The organism is Halorubrum rutilum (genome assembly GCF_024494565.1).
In genome coordinates, this window is record NZ_JANHDN010000003.1 from 391,150 (window position 1) to 409,672 (window position 18,523).

The 18,523-nt window shown below is 71.8% G+C and carries 17 protein-coding genes; 7 read left to right on the forward strand and 10 right to left on the reverse strand.

Features of this window, described 5'->3' with window-relative positions:
- Positions 1 to 111: 111 nt before the first annotated feature.
- Positions 112 to 639, forward strand: coding sequence for a multiprotein bridging factor aMBF1 (locus NO900_RS08560; protein WP_256408795.1), 528 nt, complete (start codon positions 112 to 114; stop codon positions 637 to 639).
- Positions 640 to 699: 60 nt separating this feature from the next.
- Here the strand turns inward: NO900_RS08560 and NO900_RS08565 are convergent, their stop codons facing one another.
- Positions 700 to 1,488 carry a DICT sensory domain-containing protein gene (locus NO900_RS08565; protein ID WP_256408796.1) on the reverse strand — a complete coding sequence of 263 codons (789 nt, stop codon included), beginning with the start codon at positions 1,486 to 1,488 and terminating at the stop codon, positions 700 to 702.
- A gap of 129 nt (positions 1,489 to 1,617) precedes the next feature.
- Between NO900_RS08565 and tpiA the strand changes: the two genes are divergently transcribed.
- The 5 genes from tpiA to NO900_RS08590 all read left to right on the forward strand — a co-directional run bounded on the left by tpiA (position 1,618) and on the right by NO900_RS08590 (position 6,936).
- Positions 1,618 to 2,262 carry a triose-phosphate isomerase gene (tpiA, locus tag NO900_RS08570; RefSeq protein ID WP_256408797.1) on the forward strand — a complete coding sequence of 215 codons (645 nt, stop codon included), beginning with the start codon at positions 1,618 to 1,620 and terminating at the stop codon, positions 2,260 to 2,262.
- A 227-nt stretch (positions 2,263 to 2,489) separates the two neighbouring features.
- Entirely contained in the window at positions 2,490 to 4,415 is a 1,926-nt protein-coding gene (gene dnaK / locus NO900_RS08575; protein WP_256408798.1) for a molecular chaperone DnaK, read from the forward strand.
- A 74-nt stretch (positions 4,416 to 4,489) separates the two neighbouring features.
- On the forward strand, positions 4,490 to 5,653 hold the full coding sequence (dnaJ, locus tag NO900_RS08580; protein WP_256408799.1) for a molecular chaperone DnaJ: 1,164 nt from the start codon (positions 4,490 to 4,492) through the stop codon (positions 5,651 to 5,653).
- 76 nt (positions 5,654 to 5,729) lie between these two features.
- Positions 5,730 to 6,050: a cupin domain-containing protein gene (locus NO900_RS08585; RefSeq protein WP_256408800.1), complete on the forward strand. Its 321-nt coding sequence runs from the start codon at positions 5,730 to 5,732 to the stop codon at positions 6,048 to 6,050.
- 115 nt (positions 6,051 to 6,165) lie between these two features.
- Positions 6,166 to 6,936 carry an acyl-CoA synthetase family protein gene (locus NO900_RS08590; RefSeq protein WP_256408801.1) on the forward strand — a complete coding sequence of 257 codons (771 nt, stop codon included), beginning with the start codon at positions 6,166 to 6,168 and terminating at the stop codon, positions 6,934 to 6,936.
- A gap of 27 nt (positions 6,937 to 6,963) precedes the next feature.
- On the opposite strand, the gene NO900_RS08595 is transcribed toward NO900_RS08590, so the two are convergent.
- The 5 genes from NO900_RS08595 to NO900_RS08615 are packed head-to-tail and all read right to left on the reverse strand — an operon-like array spanning position 6,964 to position 13,407.
- Positions 6,964 to 8,292: an ABC transporter ATP-binding protein gene (locus tag NO900_RS08595; protein ID WP_256408802.1), complete on the reverse strand. Its 1,329-nt coding sequence runs from the start codon at positions 8,290 to 8,292 to the stop codon at positions 6,964 to 6,966.
- Complete coding sequence (locus tag NO900_RS08600) at positions 8,285 to 9,325, reverse strand: ABC transporter ATP-binding protein (RefSeq protein WP_256408803.1); 1,041 nt, start codon at positions 9,323 to 9,325, stop codon at positions 8,285 to 8,287. The genes NO900_RS08595 and NO900_RS08600 overlap by 8 nt, the downstream gene beginning before the upstream one ends.
- The gene (locus NO900_RS08605; protein ID WP_256408804.1) at positions 9,325 to 10,509 is read right to left on the reverse strand and encodes an ABC transporter permease; all 1,185 of its coding nucleotides are present in this window, start codon (positions 10,507 to 10,509) and stop codon (positions 9,325 to 9,327) included. The genes NO900_RS08600 and NO900_RS08605 overlap by 1 nt, the downstream gene beginning before the upstream one ends.
- 15 nt (positions 10,510 to 10,524) lie before the next feature.
- Complete coding sequence (locus NO900_RS08610) at positions 10,525 to 11,499, reverse strand: ABC transporter permease (RefSeq protein WP_256408805.1); 975 nt, start codon at positions 11,497 to 11,499, stop codon at positions 10,525 to 10,527.
- Between the two features lie 24 nt (positions 11,500 to 11,523).
- Positions 11,524 to 13,407 carry an ABC transporter substrate-binding protein gene (locus tag NO900_RS08615; protein ID WP_256408806.1) on the reverse strand — a complete coding sequence of 628 codons (1,884 nt, stop codon included), beginning with the start codon at positions 13,405 to 13,407 and terminating at the stop codon, positions 11,524 to 11,526.
- Positions 13,408 to 13,621: 214 nt separating this feature from the next.
- Between NO900_RS08615 and NO900_RS08620 the strand changes: the two genes are divergently transcribed.
- Positions 13,622 to 14,119 carry a LabA-like NYN domain-containing protein gene (locus NO900_RS08620; RefSeq protein ID WP_256408807.1) on the forward strand — a complete coding sequence of 166 codons (498 nt, stop codon included), beginning with the start codon at positions 13,622 to 13,624 and terminating at the stop codon, positions 14,117 to 14,119.
- Here NO900_RS08620 and NO900_RS08625 read toward each other — a convergent pair.
- Genes NO900_RS08625 through NO900_RS08640 form a run of 4 tightly spaced genes read right to left on the reverse strand, consistent with a single transcriptional unit; the run spans position 14,116 to position 18,501 of the window.
- Positions 14,116 to 15,336, reverse strand: a complete 1,221-nt coding sequence (locus NO900_RS08625; protein ID WP_256408808.1) for a M20/M25/M40 family metallo-hydrolase — start codon at positions 15,334 to 15,336, stop codon at positions 14,116 to 14,118. The genes NO900_RS08620 and NO900_RS08625 overlap by 4 nt on opposite strands.
- On the reverse strand, positions 15,333 to 16,283 hold the full coding sequence (gene dapF, locus NO900_RS08630; protein WP_256408809.1) for a diaminopimelate epimerase: 951 nt from the start codon (positions 16,281 to 16,283) through the stop codon (positions 15,333 to 15,335). Before dapF ends, NO900_RS08625 begins: the two co-directional genes overlap by 4 nt.
- Positions 16,280 to 17,665 carry a diaminopimelate decarboxylase gene (lysA, locus tag NO900_RS08635; protein ID WP_256408810.1) on the reverse strand — a complete coding sequence of 462 codons (1,386 nt, stop codon included), beginning with the start codon at positions 17,663 to 17,665 and terminating at the stop codon, positions 16,280 to 16,282. Before lysA ends, dapF begins: the two co-directional genes overlap by 4 nt.
- Positions 17,662 to 18,501 carry a 2,3,4,5-tetrahydropyridine-2,6-dicarboxylate N-succinyltransferase gene (locus NO900_RS08640; protein ID WP_256408811.1) on the reverse strand — a complete coding sequence of 280 codons (840 nt, stop codon included), beginning with the start codon at positions 18,499 to 18,501 and terminating at the stop codon, positions 17,662 to 17,664. Before NO900_RS08640 ends, lysA begins: the two co-directional genes overlap by 4 nt.
- Between the last annotated feature and the right edge of the window lie 22 nt (positions 18,502 to 18,523).

Here is an 18,523-nt window from a genome sequence, read left to right on the forward strand (position 1 = left end):
CCTGCCGGCCCCGGCGACAAGTCGGTACCGGACGCGGCACGACTCCCGGCTCGGGCACCGGTTCGGGACCGCGGCGCACCCTTTATACCACCGGGAGCGCTAGCGTCGCCCATGCCCCAGTGTGAGATGTGTGGCGCCGACCAGGCCTCGCTGACGACGACGAAGGTCGAAGGCGCCGAGCTGGAGCTGTGTAGCTCGTGTACGGACTTCGGCACCGAGGTCCGCGACGAGTCGACCGGCTCCGGCGGCGGCAAGTACTCCACGAGTTCGAGCACCGGGACGTCGTCCTCGTCGTCCGGCTCGTCGGGCTCGTCGGGCTCCTCGGGGAGCTCGACCCGGCCGCGCGACATGTTCGACGACATGGACGAGATCGCCACGGACTACGACGACCGGATCCGGAACGCCCGCGAGTCCCGCGGGCTCAGCCAGGAGGAGCTCGCCGACCAGCTGAACGAGAAGGCGAGCCTCATCCGCAAGCTCGAACGCGGCGACACCCTCCCCACCGACGAGGTCCAGCGCAAGCTCGAACGCGCGCTCGACGTCTCGCTGGTCGAGGGACAGTCGTCCGACGACGCCGACTGGGAGAGCGGCGACTCGGGGACGATGACGCTCGGCGACGTGGTCAAGCGGAAGGACTGACGCCGCCCGCGCAGTCCCCGATTCTCACCGCGTCGTCGATCCCGGTTCCCGCCGACGTCACTACTCCCGGTTCCCGCCGACGTCGTCCGTCGCCCCGGTCTCGTCGCCGCCGGTCCCGTACCGCTCGGTCAGGTAGTCGATGATGTAGTCGACCGTCTCGGGGTCGTAGCTCCAGAAGCCGAAGAACTCGCCGGGGGCGCGCTCCTCGGCGAGCAGCGCGCACTTCGCGTCGTCGTAGCCGCCGCCGTCGTAGGCGACGAACCACGTCTCGCGGATCTCGGCGGTCTCGCCGACGTGAACGGTGTACTGCTCCACGTCTGGCGGCTCGCCCTCGTTCGCGGCGTACGCGTGGACTTCGAGCCGCTCCTTCCCGCCGAGCAGGGCGTACGTGTCCGCCTCCCCGGTGAGGACGTCGAGGGTCTGGAACCCGGCGTGGAGCTCGCCGTCGCCGACGCGCCACGCGCGGTCCTCGATCTCCCTGGACGCGGCGACCATGTCGTCGCGGGAGTAGGAGGTGAACATCGTCTCGTCGAGGTGATCGAGGATCGGTTCGCCGACCCGACCGCCCCCGGACCCCCCGCCCTCGCCGGCCGGATCACTGGCGGACGCGTCCGTCCCGTCGCCGGCGTCGGGGAGGAGCTCGTCGACCGCGACGGCCGTGACGAACTCGCCGTCGCGCGAGAGGACGGCGTACCCCTCCGGCCCCTCGTCGGTCCGTTCCTCGGCGATCCGGACGCTGCGGTCGGCGAAGTGCGCGCGGAGCTCCTCCGCGACCGCCGGGTCGGCGTTGAAGACGGTCAGCGTGGGCTCGCGGGCCTCCACGCCGGCGATGAGCTCGATGAGGGACATCGTTCGTCCCGACCCACAGTACCGGGGTATAAGGACGTTTCTGCTCCTGCGAACGGATCCCCCAGGGACCGGCGGGGAGGCGTCGCCGGAGCATGAAGCTATTTGCGCCCCCGGCCCCCGAGTGCGGGTATGTTCATCCTGGTGAACCTCAAGGCGTACCCGTGCGACCCGATCGACGTCGCGACCGCCGCCCGCGACGTGGCCGAGGCGTCCGGCGCGCGGATCGCGGTCTCGCCGCAGGCGGCGGACGTCGCCCGCGTGGCCGACACCGGCGTCGAGACCTGGGCCCAGCACGTCTCGCCGAACGCCCACGGCTCGCACACCGGCTCGACGCTCGCCGAGGCCGTCGCCGACAATGGCGCCGAGGGGACGCTGATCAACCACTCCGAGAACCGCCTGAAGCTCGCGGACGTCGACGGCTCCGTGCGCGCCGCCGAGCGCGCCGACCTGGAGACGATCGTCTGCGCGAACAACCCCGCGCAGGTCGGCGCGGCCGCGGCGCTCGGCCCCGACGCGGTCGCCGTCGAACCCCCCGAGCTCATCGGCGGCGACGTCTCCGTCTCGACGGCCGACCCGGGGATCGTCGAGGACGCGGTCGCGGCCGCCGACGCGGTCGACCCCGCGGTCGACGTGTTCTGCGGCGCCGGCGTCTCGACCGGCGAGGACGTCGCCGCCGCGGCCGATCTCGGCGCCTCGGGGATCCTGCTGGCCTCCGGCGTGGCGAAGGCCGACGACCCGCGGGCGGCGCTGGAGGACCTCGTCTCCGGGCTCTGAGCGGGGCGAGCGTCGGCCGAGCCGCGCGGTCGCCGACCGACGGCAGGGCCCGACGGTGACCCGCGCCGGCCGTCGCGAGTTCCTGCGCTTGCGGATCAGTATAAAGACACCGGTGCGACCCGTTCACACGATCGTCGAAACCGCACGACGAGAGCGGGATCGACTGGACGGCGAGATCGCGCCGTCTAGTAACCTTTAACCGACAGAAGCCGCTAACTTTGACTAAGATGGCGAGCAACAAGATCCTCGGTATCGACCTCGGTACCACCAACTCCGCGTTCGCGGTGATGGAGGGCGACGAGCCCGAGATCATCGCGAACGCGGAGGGCGACCGGACGACGCCCTCCGTCGTCGCCTTCGCCGACGACGGCGAGCGGCTCGTCGGAAAGCCGGCGAAGAACCAGGCCGTCCAGAACCCCGACCGCACGATCCAGTCGATCAAGCGGCACATGGGCGAGGAGGACTACACCGTCGAGATCGGCGACGACGAGTACACGCCGGAGCAGGTCTCGGCGATGATCCTCCAGAAGATCAAGCGCGACGCGGAGGAGTACCTCGGCGACGACGTCGAGAAGGCGGTCATCACGGTCCCTGCCTACTTCAACGACAAGCAGCGGCAGGCGACGAAGGACGCCGGCGAGATCGCCGGCTTCGACGTCGAGCGCATCGTCAATGAGCCGACCGCCGCCTCCATGGCGTACGGGCTCGACGACGAGTCCGACCAGACCGTCCTCGTCTACGACCTCGGGGGCGGCACCTTCGACGTGTCCGTCCTCGACCTCGGCGGCGGCGTCTACGAGGTCGTCGCCACGAACGGGGACAACGACCTCGGCGGCGACGACTGGGACGAGGCGCTCATCGACCACCTCGCCGACGAGTTCCAGAACGACCACGGGATCGACCTCCGCGAGGACCGGCAGGCGCTCCAGCGGCTGAAAGACGCCGCCGAGGAGGCGAAGATCGAGCTGTCGAACAAGAAGGAGACCACCGTCAACCTCCCCTTCATCACCGCGACCGACAGCGGTCCGGTCCACCTCGAACAGTCGGTCACCCGCGCGACGTTCGAGAACCTCACCTCGGACCTCATCGAGCGCACCGTCGAGCCGACCGAGCAGGCGCTCTCCGACGCCGGCTACGAGAAGGGCGACATCGACGAGGTCATCCTCGTCGGCGGCTCGACCCGGATGCCGCAGGTCCAGGAGAAGGTCGAGGAGCTCGTCGGCCAGGAGCCGAAGAAGAACGTCAACCCCGACGAGGCGGTCGCGCTCGGCGCGGCGGTCCAGGGCGGCGTGCTCTCCGGCGACGTCGACGACATCGTCCTGCTGGACGTCACCCCCCTCTCGCTCGGGATCGAGGTGAAGGGCGGCCTCTTCGAGCGGCTCATCGAGAAGAACACCACGATCCCGACCGAGGAGTCGAAGGTGTTCACCACGGCCGCGGACAACCAGACCTCCGTCAACGTCCGCGTCTTCCAGGGCGAGCGCGAGATCGCCGAGGAGAACGAGCTGCTCGGCGCCTTCCAGCTCACCGGCATCCCGCCGGCGCCGGCGGGCACCCCGCAGATCGAGGTCTCGTTCAACATCGACGAGAACGGGATCGTCAACGTCGAGGCCGAGGACCAGGGCTCGGGCAACGCCGAGTCGATCACCATCGAGGGCGGCGTCGGCCTCTCCGACGAGGAGATCGAGGAGATGCAGGAGGAGGCCGAGAAGCACGCCGAGGAGGACGAGGCCCGCCGCGAGCGGATCGAGGCCCGCAACGAGGCCGAGACGACGATCCAGCGCGCCGAGACCCTCCTCGAAGAGAACGAGGAGGACCTCGACGAGGGCCTCGTCGGCGACATCGAGGACGCGATCGAGGACGTCGAGGACGTCCTCGAAGACGAGGACGCCGAGACCGACGAGATCGAGTCGGTCACGGAGGCGCTCACCGAGGAGCTCCAGGAGATCGGCAAGCAGATGTACGAGGGACAGGCGGCGCAGGCCGGTCCCGGCGGCGCCGGCGGCGCCGGTCCCGGCGGCATGGGCGGCGCGGCCGGCCCCGGCGGCGCGGCCGGCCCCGGCGGTGCGGCCGGCGGGCCCGGCGGCGACGGCGACGACGAGGAGTACGTCGACGCCGACTTCGAGGACGTCGACGACGACGATCAGGAGTAACCCGGACCCCCGCGCCGTCGGACGCGCCGCTTAACACGACGCAGCCACGAACGACCCAACAACGAACGTAACGCATGAGCGAAGATTTCTACGACGTCCTCGGCGTGTCGCGGGACGCCAGCGAGGAGGAGATCAAGAAGGCGTACCGCAAGAAGGCCGCCAAACACCACCCGGACGTCAGCGACGACGAGAACGCCGAGGAGCGGTTCAAGAAGATCCAGAAGGCCAAGGAGGTGCTCACCGACGAACAGAAGCGCAAGCAGTACGACCAGCTCGGCCACGACCGCTTCACCGAGGCCGACAAGCGCGGCGCGACGGGGGGCGGCGGCCCCGGCGGGGCGGGCGGTCCCGGCGGTCCCTTCGGCGGGGCCGGCGGCGCGGGCGGCGCCGGCGGCTTCGAGGACATCTTCAACCAGTTCTTCGGCGGCGGGGGCGGCCGCGGCGGCGGCAACCGACCGCGACAGGGACAGGACCTCCGGACCGGCCTCCAGATCGACCTCGAAGAGGCGTTCGAGGGCGCGACCAAGGAGGTCACGCTCACCCGACCCACGACCTGTTCGACCTGCGACGGCGCGGGCCACCCGCCGGACGCCGACGTGCGGACCTGTCCCCAGTGTAACGGCCGCGGGCAGGTCCAGCAGGTCCAGCAGACGCCGCTCGGCCGCGTCCAGCAGACCTCGACGTGCCCGCGCTGCGAGGGCGAGGGCGAGCTGTACAGCGAGGACTGTCCCGACTGCGGCGGCGAGGGCATCGTCCGCGAGGAGGCGACGCTCTCCGTGGAGATCCCGCCGGGGATCCGCTCCGGCCAGAGCCTCCGGATGGAGCGCGAGGGCGCCCCCGGCGAGAACGGGGGTCCCAACGGCGACCTGCTGATCGAGGTCGACGTCGATGTCGGCGACCGGTACGAGCGCGACGGCGACGACCTCCGCGTGAAGGAGGCGATCTCCTTCCCGCAGGCCGTCTTCGGCGACACGATCGAGGTCGAGACGGTCGACGGCACCGTGGAGATGGACGTTCCCTCCGGCACCCAGAGCGGCGAGACGTTCCGACTGAGCGGGAAGGGGATGCCCCGGCTGCGGCGGCGCGGCCGCGGCGACCTCTACGTGCAGGTCGGCGTCGTGATCCCCGACTCGCTCAACCAGGAGCAGCGCGAGGCGCTGGAGGCGTTCGCCGAGGCCGGCGGCGAGGACATCGACGTCGGCGGCGGCTTCTTCGAGCGGCTGAAGAGCTCCTTCTGAGCGACGCGGCCGCGGGGACGGGAATCGGGGTTCCCCGATCCGTAGCTTTTCCGGCACGCGCCGCGTACCGGAGCGCATGGGCTACGACACCACCGCCTACGACGACGTCGAACCGCGCGCGCCGGGGATGTACTTCCTCCGGGAGGCGCTCGACTGCGAGAACCTCGGCGTGACCGTCGTGGAGGCCGACGACGGCTGGGAGGGGATGGAACACGACCACGCCGACGCCGACCACGAGGAGGTGTACGTGCTGCTCCACGGCGCGGCGACGCTGACGGTCGACGGCGACCCCGTCGAGCTCGGTCCCGGCGACGCGGTCCGGGTCGACGCCGGCTCCACGCGCGACCTGACGTTCTCCGCCGACGGCTCGCGGATGGTCATCGCCGGCGCGCCCTGAGCGCCGGTTCCGTCGCCGGCTCGTCGGCCGCGTCGACGGGGACGACCCGCGGCGAGGGCGACGCGACCGCCGCGCCACGCTTCCTTTTAAGCCTCGCCCGCTCCGACCCCCGGACATGGACGTCGTCGGCGATCTCCTCGCACGCGACCGGCGGAGCAGCGACATCGCGCTCGTCACCCCGGACGGCCGAGAGCGGACGTACCGCGACCTGATCACCAACGCGTACAAGGCGGCGAACGTGCTCCGCTACCTCGGCGCGCGCGAGGGGTCGACGGTCGCCGTCGAGCCGGCGCCGGGCTTCCACACGACGCTCGCCGTCCTCGGGGCGGCGGGACTGGGCGCTCCGGTCCGGTTCGACCCCGCGACGGGGATCGAGCGCGGCGACCGCGTCGTCCTCGTCGACGCGGCCGACGAGCCGGCGACCGAACCGGCGCCAGGCACGAGTCTCGCCGTCTTCGGCGGGCCGCCGGAGCGCCCCGAGACGACCCACTGGGAGCAGGAGCTGTGGAGCGAGAACCCCGGCATGCCGCCGAGTTCGGTCGGGCCGGACGACCCGGTCCTCCGCGGGACGGCAGGCGGTGGACCGGACGGGGGCGACGGTGCGTCGGGGGGGACCGGCGACGTCTCCCACCGCGCGCTGCTCGGCGCCGCCGCGTCGGTCGCGGACGAGCGGGGGCTCGAACCGGGCGACGAGGTCGTTCTCCGCGGCGACCTCTCGGATCCGCGGGCGTTGGCCGCGGGCGTCGTCGCCCCGCTCGCGGCGGGCGCGACGGCGGTCCTCGCCGGCGAGGGGGCGGGCGCCGACGCCCCGACGGTGACCGTGGTGAGGAACGGGGACGACGGCGGCTCGCGGCCGGTGACGCTCCCGACGGTCCGCGACCGCTAGCGGTCGGGGTCGGCGGGGACCGCCGGCTCAGTCGTCGGCGCGGTCCGCCGCGACCGCGTGCTCCGACCGGTGCCGGAGGCACGACGACTCGTGGCCCTCGGAGTGAACGGTCCGCTCCGGGGCGGTCGCCGCGCACGGCGTGGTGAACCGCTCCGCGAGCAGCGTCGCCGCCCCCTCCTCGTCGCCGGCGAGGAGCCGATCGATCGCCTCCTGCAGGGCGTCCTCGACCTCGGGATCGTCGATCTCGTCCGCGATGTCGAACTCCGCGCGGAGCCGGTCCCGGACGTCGTCGTCGCTCGCGGTCCCGGCGGCGCCGACCCTGACGCTCTCGACGTCGATCCGGCCGTCGGCGACCCGGTCGCGGAAGTTCAGTATCCCCCGCCAGTCGGACTGGTCGATATCCGTCCCGTCGGGCTGGATGACCCGGTGACACCGCGTGTGGAACCGGCAGCCGCTCGGGGGGTCCGTCGGGCTCGGCACCGTGCCGGTGAGCTCGATTCCGCCGAGGCTCGACCGCGGGTCCGGCGTCGGGATCGACGACAGCAGCGCCTCCGTGTACGGGTGTCGCGGGTCGGCGAACACCTCGTCGGTGGGGCCCACCTCGACGATCTCGCCGAGGTACATCACCGCGACGCGGTCGCTGATCCGGCGGATCACCGACATGTCGTGGCTGATGAACAGCAGCGAGAGGCCGAACTCCGCTTGCAGGTCGTCGACGAGCGAGAGAATTTCGGCCTGGATCGAGACGTCCAGCGCCGAGACGGGCTCGTCGGCGATGATCAGGTCCGGGTTCAACACGAGCGCCCGGGCCAGCGCGATCCGCTGTTTCTGGCCGCCGGAGAACTCGTGGGGGTACCGGTCGTAATCCTCGGCGGAGAGGCCGACGCGCTCCAGTAGGTCCTCGACGATCGCTCGCCTGCGGCCGCGGTCGGACATCCCGTGGACCTCCAGCGGCTCCGCGACCGCGCCGCCGACCGTCATCCGCGGGTCGAAGCTCGACGACGGGTCCTGGAAGATCATCTGGACCCCGCGGCGGAACTCCTTGAGCTCCGCGTCGGAGAAGCGGGTCACGTCGTTCGGGTGGCTCCCGTCCGGGTCCCGGCTCGCCCCGCCGCGGCCGTTCCCGTTGAACACGACCTCGCCGGCGGTCGGCTCCTCCAGCCGGACGATCGAGTTCGCGGCGGTCGACTTCCCGCAGCCGGACTCGCCCACGAGACCGAGCGTCTCCCCGCGCCCGATGTCGAAGCCGATCCCGTCGACGGCGCGGGCGACGCCGACCTGCCGGTTGAAGATCCCCTTCCGGATCGGGTAGTGTTTCTTCAGGCCTCGCACCGAGAGGACCGGCTCGTCAGTCATCCCCGGAGGTCACCTCGTTCGAGTCCGGCTCCGCTCCCGGCGGATCCTCGTCGAGCACCGACGGATCGCGACCGTCCCGGTAGTGGACGCAGGAGACGCGCTGCCCGGGGCGCACGTCGATCTCCTCCGGCTGTCCGTCGGTCCGACACGCCCGTTCCGCGTGCGCGCACCGCGGCGCGAACCGGCAGCCGTCCGGCGGGTCGCGGGGGTCCGGGAGCGTGCCGGGGATCCCGCCCCCGTCGCCGCCGAGCTCCGGGACGCAGTCTAAGAGCCGTCGGGTGTACGGGTGCGCCGGGCGGTCGAAGACGTCGAGCACGCCGCCGCGCTCCATCACCTTCCCCGCGTACATGACCACGACCCGGTCGGCGATCTGAGCGACGACGCCGAGGTCGTGGGTCACGAACAGCACGCCCATGCCGAACTCCGCCTGCAGCTCGTCGAGCAGCCTGAGGATCTGCGCCTGGACCGTCACGTCGAGCGCGGTCGTCGGCTCGTCGGCGATCAGGAGGTCGGGGTCGCCGACGAGCGCCATCGCGATCATCGCGCGCTGTTTCTGTCCGCCGGAGAGCTCGTGCGGGTAGTCGTCGAAGCGCGCGCTCGCGTTCGCGATGCCGACCCTGTCGAGCAGGTCGACGGCCCGCGCTCGCGCCTCGTCGTCCGAGACGTCGCGGTGGATCCGGAGCGCCTCGGCGATCTGCCACCCGACCGTGTAACAGTGGTTCATCGACTCCTGCGGGTTCTGGAAGACGTGCGCGATATCGTCGCCGCGGACCTCGCGGAGCTCGTCGTCGGGCATCGCCAGCAGGTCGCGACCCTTGAATCGGACCGTCCCCGCCACGCGGCCCGGCGGCTCCCTGACGAGCCGCGTGATCGACTCGGTCGCGACGGTCTTGCCGGAGCCCGACTCGCCGACGATACAGACCGTCTCGCCCTCGTCGACCGAGAAGTCGATCCCGTCGACCGCGGTGAGCGTCCCGCCGTCGGTGTCGAACGTCGTCGTGAGGCCCTCGACCTCGAGGAGCGGGGGAGACATTACGCGTTCTCTGCCTCCGCTTCGGGGTTCAGGGCGTCGAGCAGCGCGTCGCCGAGGAAGTTGAACGCCAGGATGGTCAAGAACAGCACGATGCCGGGCGCTAAGACGATCCACGGCGCGAACGAGAGGTCGCTCCGACCGGCGGAGATCAGCTGTCCCCACGAGGGGACCGCGGAGTCGCCGAGCCCGAGGAACGCGAGCTGCGCCTCGGCGAGCAGGAAGCCGGGGACGAGCAGCGTGAGCTGGGTGATGATGCTGCTGGCCGCGTTCGGCGCGACGTGACGCCGCACGACGCGGTAGGTGCTCGCGCCGCTGATCCGGTTCGCCTTGATGAACTCCGCCTCGGCGATCGACAGCGACTTGCTCCGGACGTACCGGGCGGTGCCGCCCCACGCGAACGCCGAGAAGACGAGGATGAACATCCCGAGCCCGGCGCCGTAGATGTACAGCACGAGCAGGAACATCAGCAGCGTCGGGAACGAGAGGACGACGTCGACGAACCGCATCATGACCTCGTCGACCCAGCCGCCGGCGTACGCGCTCACCGTGCCGAAGGTGATGCCGATCGAGGCCACGATCGTCGTCGTGATGAAGCCGATCTGCATGCTGATCGTCATCCCGTGGACGATCCCCGCGAAGACGTCTTTCCCGCCCGCCGTCGTGCCGAGCGGGTGCTGCCAGGTCCCCTGACACCGACCGGCGACGACCTCGCCGACGCACGTCGAGACGTACGACTCGTCGATCGAGAGGAACACCGGCGGCTGGTAGCCGGTGAGGATGCTCTGTTCGGGCGCGCTGACGAAGAACGGGCCGATCACGCCGCCGACGAACACGACCCCGAGCCAGCCGAGGCTCACGACCGCGGGCCGGTTGCGTCTGAACTCCCGCCAGTAGTACCGCGTCCGGCGGGGGTTCTGGAACAGCGGGAGGACGATGTAGAACGCGAACAGGGACAGCGTGAAGAGGAACAGGTAGTCGACGGTCCCGACGTCCCATCCGAGGCCGACGGGGTCGAGGGTCGGCGTCCGCTCGTCGAGGACCAGCCAGTCGTACAGCGCGACCAGCAGGAGCGGGAGCGCGGTGGCGAGCACGCCGATCCCGTTGATCGACGGGTCGAACCACCGCGACCGCGAGATCTCGTCCCAGTCGACTCGGTCGAAGCGGTCGGGTTCCTGTGTTGCCATGTGTGTCTCCTCCGGTCACCTGTCGTCGTAGCTGATCCGCGGGTCCAACACCGTGAACACGATGTCCTCCAGGAGGTTGCCGACGACGGCGACGAACGTGAACGCCAGCGTCGAACCCAGCACGAGGTTCGTGTCCTGCGCGATGAGCGCGTCGTACGTCAGCCGGCCGATGCCGGGGATCCCGAACACGACCTCCACGAGCAGCGACGACCCGAGGAACAGCGCCAGCAGCTGTCCGACGAGGGTCGTCGACAGCGGCACCAGGGTCGGCCGCATCACGTGGTAGGCGTACGCGCGGAACGGCGAGACCCCCTTCGCCTTCGCCGTCTTCATGAAGTCCGCGTTCTGGAACTCCGCAGACTCGTTGCGCGAGACGCGCATGATCGCGCCGATCGACCCGGTGACCAGGACGAACACCGGCACCGCGAGCTGGACCGCGTTCCGGACGCTGAACACCGGCACGTCGGTGTTGTACACGATCGGGATGGCCTCAAGCCAGACGCCGAAGATCAGGAGCAGGATGATCCCGAAGAAGAAGTTCGGGATGGCGTAGCCGAAGAAGGCGAACCCGGTCGCGACGTGGTCCTTCCAGGAGTACATGTTCGCCGCGGAGTAGACGCCGACAAGGGGGCCGATCAGGACCGTCAGGATCGTCCACGGGACGGAGTACTGGGCGGTGTAGTAGAGCCCCTGTGCCAGCGCCTCGGTCACCGGCTGGCTCCGGCTCTCGGCCCACCCCCAGTCGAGCGTGTACACGCCCCGGACGAAGTCGGCGTACCGGACGTACAGCGGCTCGTCGAGCCCCCGGAGCTCGCGTGCGCGCTCCGCGGCCTCGGCCGGGTCGCCCCCCTGTAGCGCGGCCTGCGTCGCCGCCTCCTGGACCTGCGGGTTCGGGGCCGCGGCGAGCAGGAGGAACGTGATCGTCGTGATGATGAGCGACACCACCGCTGCCCACAGGGTTCGAGCGACGACGTATCTTCCAAATCCCATGAGTGAGAGGTCGACCCTCGGCGCTTACCCGTCGTCCGGGTAGAACTCGGACCACCGGGGCTGCCAGGTGAAGTGCGGGTCCGCGAGGTCGCGATAGACGCCGCTGATGAGTTCGTCCTTGCTGATCGCCGCCGCGAGCGCCTGTCGGAAGGGGACGTGACGGAAGGGGTTCCCGGGGCCGGCGTTCCACCCGTTGTCGCGTTGGTTCACGGAGAGGATCGAGTTGTACGGCGTCGGGATCTGCCGCGTGGTCACGTCGTCGCTCTCGGTGTACGACTCGAACTGCTCGGGCGGGATACCGGCCGAGTCGGCCTCCCCGGTCTCCAGCGCGCCAAGCCGGGACGCCTGCTCCTCGACGACGCTGATCGTCGCCGCCTCGAACAGCGGGGCCTCGGAGAACAGGTCCGGCCCCTCGTCGATGTCGCGCAGGTAGTACTCGTCGTTGCGGGTGTACTCCACGCCCGATCCCCGCTCCCACTCGTCGAGCTCGAAGGCGCCGAGGTTGCCGGCGAACTGCAGCTCCAACAGCTCCTCGTCCTGTTGGAGCCCCTCGGCGTCCCGCTCTTCGACGTACGGCTCGACGAGCCCCCGCGGGATGGGGTAGAGGAGCGGATCGTACGACTCGGGCCACAGCAGGCTCGGCGTCGACAGGGTCGCCCGGAACTCGAACTCGCCGGTCTGTTCGACCTCGACGCCCTCCCAGTTGGTGGCGGCGTACGTGTTCGCCCAGTCGCTCTTGTGGAGCTCCCGGATCACGTAGACGAAGTCCTCCGCGGTGACCCGCCCGTAGGGCTCGCTGAACCGGAGGTTCTCGCGGATCTCGAACGTCCACACCTCGCCCTCCTCGGAGGACATGTCGTACAGGAGCGGGAAGAAGTCCTGGTTCTCGTCGAACGTGTACCCCTGGTCGAGCGCGCGACCGATCGCGTCGCCGGCGCCGCTCTCCGTGTTGTACAGCGGGTTGAGCGTGCTGAACCCGGAGGTCGTGACGGTGTCGTACGAGCCGGAGACCGTCGGTTCGTCGAAGTACCACCGCCCGAAGTCCCAGCCGTTGGAGAAGTTCTCGATGGGGCCGACGAGGGCGGGGTTGTACCCGACGAGGTCCGCGCTGAACAGCAGCATGATGTACGGCTGCTCCCTGGCGAGGTTCTCGAAGATCTCGACGAACGCCCGTCGCAGCCCGTCGCGGCTCGTCGCCCGTCGGGCCTCCTCGAACAGGCCGGTCGCGTCGAACTGCGGGTAGTACCCGACCGGGTTGTACTGGGCGTCCGCGCCGTCGAAGAACACCTCGTTCGTCAGCGGGTTGAGCGGGTACGTGTTCAGGCCGTACACGACCGACATATCCCAGGGCTCGCTGCTCGTCACCGACCGCGGCCCCGGGTTGTTCGGGTTCGGATTGGACCACTCGACCTCCTCGCCGTCGACCGTGTCCGTGCCCCCCTCGGTGCTCTCCCCGAGCCAGTAGTCGTTCCTGAACTGGGTCGGGTTCATCGCGTCGACGCTGACGCTCATTCCGAGGTTGTCGCCGAGCTCCTGCGCGATGAACTCGGCCGTGAGCTGGTTCGTCTCGGCGCCGGCGACGTGGATGATCCCGAGCTCCACCCGCTCGCCGTCAGGGGTTACCATGGCGTCGCCGTCGAAGCCGTAGTCGTACTCCGACCGGTCGAAGGCCCGCCGCGCGAGGTCCCTGGCGACGTCGCGTCCGTAGAGGTCGCCGACGCCGAACCGCGGGAAGTCGCCGATCTCGACGTCGCCCCCACCGCCGGAACCGCCCGACCCGCCGTCACCGCCGTCGTCCCCCGAACAGCCGGCGAGCGCGGTCGCGCCGCCGAGGCCGAGCATGGAGAGCCACTGCCGGCGTCCGAGTCGCCGACCGCCGTCGTCCGTACCGGTGCGCCGCCGTGACATACCACGACACAGCGATTGTACGCACTAAAACCTTCAGATGCGCGGGCCGAGCCGGCCGCTATCGACGGGGGCCGGTCGGAGACCGAGCGTGACCGTCGCGCGCGGGCTCGATGTACGCGCGGCGCGGCGCCGCGACGAGGCGGTCGGAAGGTCGAGCTCCGCGGCCGACGCTCGGATCCCAAAGCCCCTAACCCGGGGCGCCGAACGACGCGGTATGACGGACATCCACCCCGACCAGCGCGTCGCGGTGCTCGCCGACTCGCAGAACCTGTACCACTCCGCGCAGAGCTTCTACTCGCGGAACATCGACTACTCGGGGCTCCTAGAGGCCGCGGTCAGCGACCGCGCGCTCGTCCGCGCCATCGCGTACGTGATCCGCGCCGACTCCCCGGAGGAGGAGAGCTTCTTCGAGGCGCTCCGCGACATCGGCTTCGAGACGAAGATCAAGGAGATCAAGACGTTCGCCGACGGCTCCAAGAAGGCCGACTGGGACCTCGGGATGAGCCTCGACGCCGTCTCGCTCGCGAGCCACGTCGACACCGTCGTGCTCTGTACCGGCGACGGCGACTTCGCCCGGCTCTGCTCGCACCTCCGCCACGAGGGCGTCCGCGTCGAGGCGATGGGGTTCGGCGACTCCGCCGCCGACGAGCTGATCGAGGCCGCCGACGAGTTCGTCGACCTCGCCGAGGAAGAGGAGACGTTCCTGCTCTAGGCGGGGTCGCCTCCCGTCGAGCCCGGTCCGCCGAGCAGCCCCGCGATCGCCCGTTCGACCGCCGCCGCGGCCGCCGTCACCTCACTGACCCGGACGTACTCGCGCTCCGAGTGCGCGACCGCCCCCGCGTCGTCGGCGAGGTCGCCGGGGCCGAACACGACCGTCGGCGCCGGCGCGAAGTACGACGCCTCCGTCGCCGCGCCGAAGGGTCGCACGGACCCGCCGCGGTCGGCCGGGAGCCCGGTCGAGTCGGCCGCCGCCCGCGCCGCGCCAGCGACCGCCTCCACCAGCTCGTGGTCGGGATCCGTCGAGAACGCCTCGAAGAACGGCGACGCCCGGTCGGTCAGGGCGACCTCGACGCCGATATCGTCAGGGACGCGCGCCCGCACGGCGGCCGCGAGCGACGACCGGAACCCCTCGGCCGTCTCGGGCGGGACGCTCCGCCGGTCGACGGTGATCGCGCAGTCCGCGGGCACCTGGTTCGTCGCCCCGCCGCCCTCGATGACGGTCGGGGTGAGCTTCGGCGCGCCGAGCTGCGGGTGCTCGTCGGCGTCGGCGTCGAAGGTGCGGACCGCCGCGAGCGCGTCCTCGGCGGCCGCGACCGCGTTCGCGCCCGCGAACTCCGCGGCGTGGGCGGCGACGCCGGACAGCTCGACCGTCCCCTGGAACCGGCCCTTCGCGGCCGTGCAGGCGTCGAGCCCGGTCGGCTCGCCCACCAGGAAGCAGTCGGCGTCGAGCCGGTCCTCGGTCCCCGGCAGCCGCCCCGTCAGCGCCGCCGCGCCGAGCGACAGCGACTCCTCGTCCGGGGTGAGCGCGAGCGTGAGCCGGCCGCGCTCCGGGTCGGCCGCGAGGAACCCGGACAGGAGCGCCGCGAGCGGGCCCTTCGCGTCGCAGGCGCCGCGCCCGCGGATCACTTCGATCGGAGGGTCCCCCGACGCGGCTCCGCCCCGCTCGTCCTCGCGGGCCTCCCCGCGCTCGACGGGGACGTGCGGCGTCACCGTGTCGAGGTGCGTGTTCGCTACGAGGTGCGGCCCCGCGTCCGGCGCCGGCGACCGCCTCTCTGCGACTACGCAGCCGCCGGCGACGACCTCGCTCTCGACGCCGAACCGGTCGAGGGTCTCGACGACCAGCTCGCGGGTCTCGTCGACGGACTCGTGCGACGGCGTCCGGACCGCGCGTTCGAGGAAGGAGACGGGGTCGAACGACGGCGCGCTCATCGCGGGTCGACCGGCAGCGCGCCGGAGAACTCGTGGGCGACGGGGCCGGTCAGCGTCGCGTGGCCCGCGTCGGGCACCGCGATCTCCAGGTCGCCGCCCGGGGGGCGGCTCACGGCCGCCTCGCCCTCGATCAGGCCGAGCCGGCGCGCGGCGGCGACGACCGCGACCGCGCCGGTGCCGCAGGAGCGGGTCTCGCCCTCGACGCCGCGCTCGAAGGTGCGCTGGTCGAGGACCGCGGGCCGTCCGCCGCTCCCGTCGTCGACGACCGCCGCGAGGTTCACGTTCGCGCCCTCGGGGAAGACGTCGGCGTGGCGGACCGGCGGCGCGACGGCGTCGAGGTCGACCGCGTCGATCCCGTCCGGGTCGTCGCGGCCGCCGTCGACGAACGCGACCGCGTGCGGGACGCCGGTGTTCACGGCCGTGACGGTCAGTCCCGCGACCGGCTCGTCGACCAGGGGCTCGTCGCGGGCGACGGGGACCCGTCGGGGGTCGAACGTCGGCTCGCCCATCTCGATGGTCGCGGCGGTCGCGTCCGCGGTCACCGAGGCGCGCCGCGTCCCCGCCTGCGTGTCGATCATGAACTCGCGGTCGCCGGTCCGGTCGTGGGCCCACCGGGCGACGACGCGCGCGCCGTTGCCGCACATCGTCGCCGTCGAGCCGTCGGGCTGGACGAGCGTCATCACGACGCGGGTCGGATCGAACCGCTCCTCGATGCTGAGAAAGAGGACGCCGTCGGCGCCGCGGCGGCCGGCGTCGCCGTCGCGGTCCGCGGCGTCGCCCTCGGTGCCGTCCGCGCCGAACGCCGCCCCGTCGACGCCCGTCTCGCGGTCGCAGTGGGCGCGCGCGAACGCCGCGCGGTCGCCGACGCTCTGCGCGCTCGCGTCGACGACGAGGAAGTCGTTGCCCGTGCCGTGGTACTTCTCGACCGGGACGGCGTGGGTGCTCATCGGCCCCCCTCCGTCGCCGGCTCGGTCGCCGTCTCCGCCCGCTCGGTCGACGTCACGTCGGCGAGGCGCTCCCGCCGTCGGGCGACCGTCGCGGTTCCGTCGTCGAGCGCGACCTCCGCCGGCCGCGGTCGTGAGTTGTATTGGCTCGCCATCTCGTATCCGTAGGCGCCCGCGACCCCGACCGCGAGGAGGTCCCCGCGGACTGGGTCGGCGAGCGCTCGGTCCCTACAGAGGGTATCGCCGGTCTCACAGATAGGTCCGGCGACCGTGACAGCCGTTGCCCCCCGTTCCTCGGGCGCCGGGGCGTCGCCCCCGTCGCTCCCTCGCCCGCCGCCGAGGTTTCGGATCGGGTGGTACGCGTCGTACATCGCCGGGCGCAGCAGGTCGGTCATCCCGGCGTCGACGCCGACGACGCGCTCGTCGGGCGTCGGCTTCACCGTGTTCACGCGCGTCAGCAGGACGCCCGCGTCGGCGACGACGTACCGGCCGGGCTCGACCGCGAGGTCGACCCCCGCGGGCAGCGGCGCGACGGCCTCGCGGGTCGCCTCGGCGACCGCCGGGAGGTCGAGCGGGGGCTCGTCCTCCTCGTACGGGACGCCGAACCCGCCGCCGACGTCGACGTAGTCGAGGTCGAGGGGGGCGGGTGCGTCGCCGACTCCGGCTGCGCCGCCGGCGGGATCCGGATCGGTCAGCTCCCGCGCCAGCTCGCCCATCCGCGCGACCAGCTCCCGGTGGCTGTCGAGCTGGTCGGGGTCGATGCCGGAGCCCGCGTGGGCGTGGATCCCGACCACGTCGAAGCGCTCGGCGGCCGCGCGGGCCGCGTCGGCGGCGCGGTCGTAGGGGATCCCGAACTTCGCCGCGCCGCCGGTCCGGACCTTCTCGTGGTGGCCCGCGCCGACGCCGGGGTTCACCCGGACGCAGACGCGCCCGTCGTAGCCGCGCTCGGCGAGGCGGTCGAGGGTGTCGACCGCGCCGGCGGTGACCGTGAGGTCGGGCTCCGCCTCGGCGACGCCGACGACGTAGTCGAGGTCGCGCGCCGGCGGGTTGACCGCGGTGTAGTGGAGCCGGTCGCCGCCGAAGCCGGCCGCGAGCGCGCGGTCGACCTCGCCCGCCGAGGCGCACTCGGCGTCGAGGCCGGCGTCGCGGACCGCTTCGAGGACCCGCCGTCCCGTGTGCGCCTTGACGGCGTACCGCACGTCCGCCCCGGGGAACGCCGCGAGCAGGCGCTCGCAGTTCTCGCGCACCCGGTCGAGGTCCTGGACGTACAGGGGCGTGCCGTGCTCGGCCGCGAGGTCGGCGAGGCGGTCGGCGTCCCAGTCGCCCACGCGTCGGACCGAAGGGCTCTCTCCCGCGTCCGGTGCGGCCGCGTCTGCGCCGGTCATTCCCGGAGCGCGTCCTCGCGCCGCGTCGCCTCCAGCGTCTCCTCCTCGACGTGGGTCGCGACGACCGCGGGCTTGTACGCGCCGCCCTCGAACAGCTCGTGGTCGCCGACCGACGACGCCACCATCCGGGTGAACGCCCGGCGGTCGGCCGGCAGGTGGCCGTAGACGACCTCCTCCTCGACGAGGTCGTAGACCGGAATCCTGGGAGTGAGGAGGGTGTTCTCGCCGACGATCGAGTTCTCGCCGACGCGGAACCCCGAGGTGACCCGGCAGCCCGCGCCGAGCGAGACGCCGTCCTCGATCACGACCGGCGCGTCCTCGACCGGTTCGAGGACGCCGCCGATCAGCGTGTTGGCGCCGAGCTTGACGTTCTCGCCGAGCTGCGCGCAGGAGCCCACGGTGTCACAGGAGTCGACGAGGGTGCCGTCGCCGACGTGCGCGCCCATGTTGACGAACGAGGGGCTCATCATGATGCAGTCGCTGCCGAGGTACGCGCCGCGGCGGATGACGGTGCCGTCGGGCGTGTTGCGGGTGCCGCGCTCGCCGAGGTCGGCGGTGTCGCGCAGCGGGAGCACGTCGTAGTAGGTGACGCCGCCGTGCTCGCGGGGCTCCGTCTCGCGCAGGCCGAAGTTCAGCAGGATGCCCCGCTTGACCCACTCGTTGGCCTCCCAGGTGGTCACGTCGTCGCCGGTCTTCTCGGCGGCGCGGACCTCGCCGGCCTCCAGCGCGGCGAGGAACTCGTCGATCACCGCCGCGTCCGCGTCGGTCGCGTCGGCGGCGGTCAGCCCCTCCTGATAGCGGTTCCACAGGTCGGATACGTCGGATTCGAGCGTCATTTGGTAGCGTATGGGCGACTGT

Coding starts and splice junctions, on each gene's coding strand:
- dapF (WP_256408809.1), bottom strand. CDS start 16,283: ATGAGCACCCACGCCGTCCCGGTCGAGAAGTACCACGGCACGGGCAAC.
- NO900_RS08565 (WP_256408796.1), bottom strand. CDS start 1,488: ATGTCCCTCATCGAGCTCATCGCCGGCGTGGAGGCCCGCGAGCCCACG.
- NO900_RS08600 (WP_256408803.1), bottom strand. CDS start 9,325: ATGTCTCCCCCGCTCCTCGAGGTCGAGGGCCTCACGACGACGTTCGAC.
- NO900_RS08590 (WP_256408801.1), top strand. CDS start 6,166: ATGGACGTCGTCGGCGATCTCCTCGCACGCGACCGGCGGAGCAGCGAC.
- NO900_RS08585 (WP_256408800.1), top strand. CDS start 5,730: ATGGGCTACGACACCACCGCCTACGACGACGTCGAACCGCGCGCGCCG.
- NO900_RS08560 (WP_256408795.1), top strand. CDS start 112: ATGCCCCAGTGTGAGATGTGTGGCGCCGACCAGGCCTCGCTGACGACG.
- NO900_RS08610 (WP_256408805.1), bottom strand. CDS start 11,499: ATGGGATTTGGAAGATACGTCGTCGCTCGAACCCTGTGGGCAGCGGTG.
- lysA (WP_256408810.1), bottom strand. CDS start 17,665: ATGACCGGCGCAGACGCGGCCGCACCGGACGCGGGAGAGAGCCCTTCG.
- NO900_RS08615 (WP_256408806.1), bottom strand. CDS start 13,407: ATGTCACGGCGGCGCACCGGTACGGACGACGGCGGTCGGCGACTCGGA.
- dnaJ (WP_256408799.1), top strand. CDS start 4,490: ATGAGCGAAGATTTCTACGACGTCCTCGGCGTGTCGCGGGACGCCAGC.
- tpiA (WP_256408797.1), top strand. CDS start 1,618: ATGTTCATCCTGGTGAACCTCAAGGCGTACCCGTGCGACCCGATCGAC.
- NO900_RS08620 (WP_256408807.1), top strand. CDS start 13,622: ATGACGGACATCCACCCCGACCAGCGCGTCGCGGTGCTCGCCGACTCG.
- NO900_RS08605 (WP_256408804.1), bottom strand. CDS start 10,509: ATGGCAACACAGGAACCCGACCGCTTCGACCGAGTCGACTGGGACGAG.
- NO900_RS08595 (WP_256408802.1), bottom strand. CDS start 8,292: ATGACTGACGAGCCGGTCCTCTCGGTGCGAGGCCTGAAGAAACACTAC.
- NO900_RS08625 (WP_256408808.1), bottom strand. CDS start 15,336: ATGAGCGCGCCGTCGTTCGACCCCGTCTCCTTCCTCGAACGCGCGGTC.
- dnaK (WP_256408798.1), top strand. CDS start 2,490: ATGGCGAGCAACAAGATCCTCGGTATCGACCTCGGTACCACCAACTCC.
- NO900_RS08640 (WP_256408811.1), bottom strand. CDS start 18,501: ATGACGCTCGAATCCGACGTATCCGACCTGTGGAACCGCTATCAGGAG.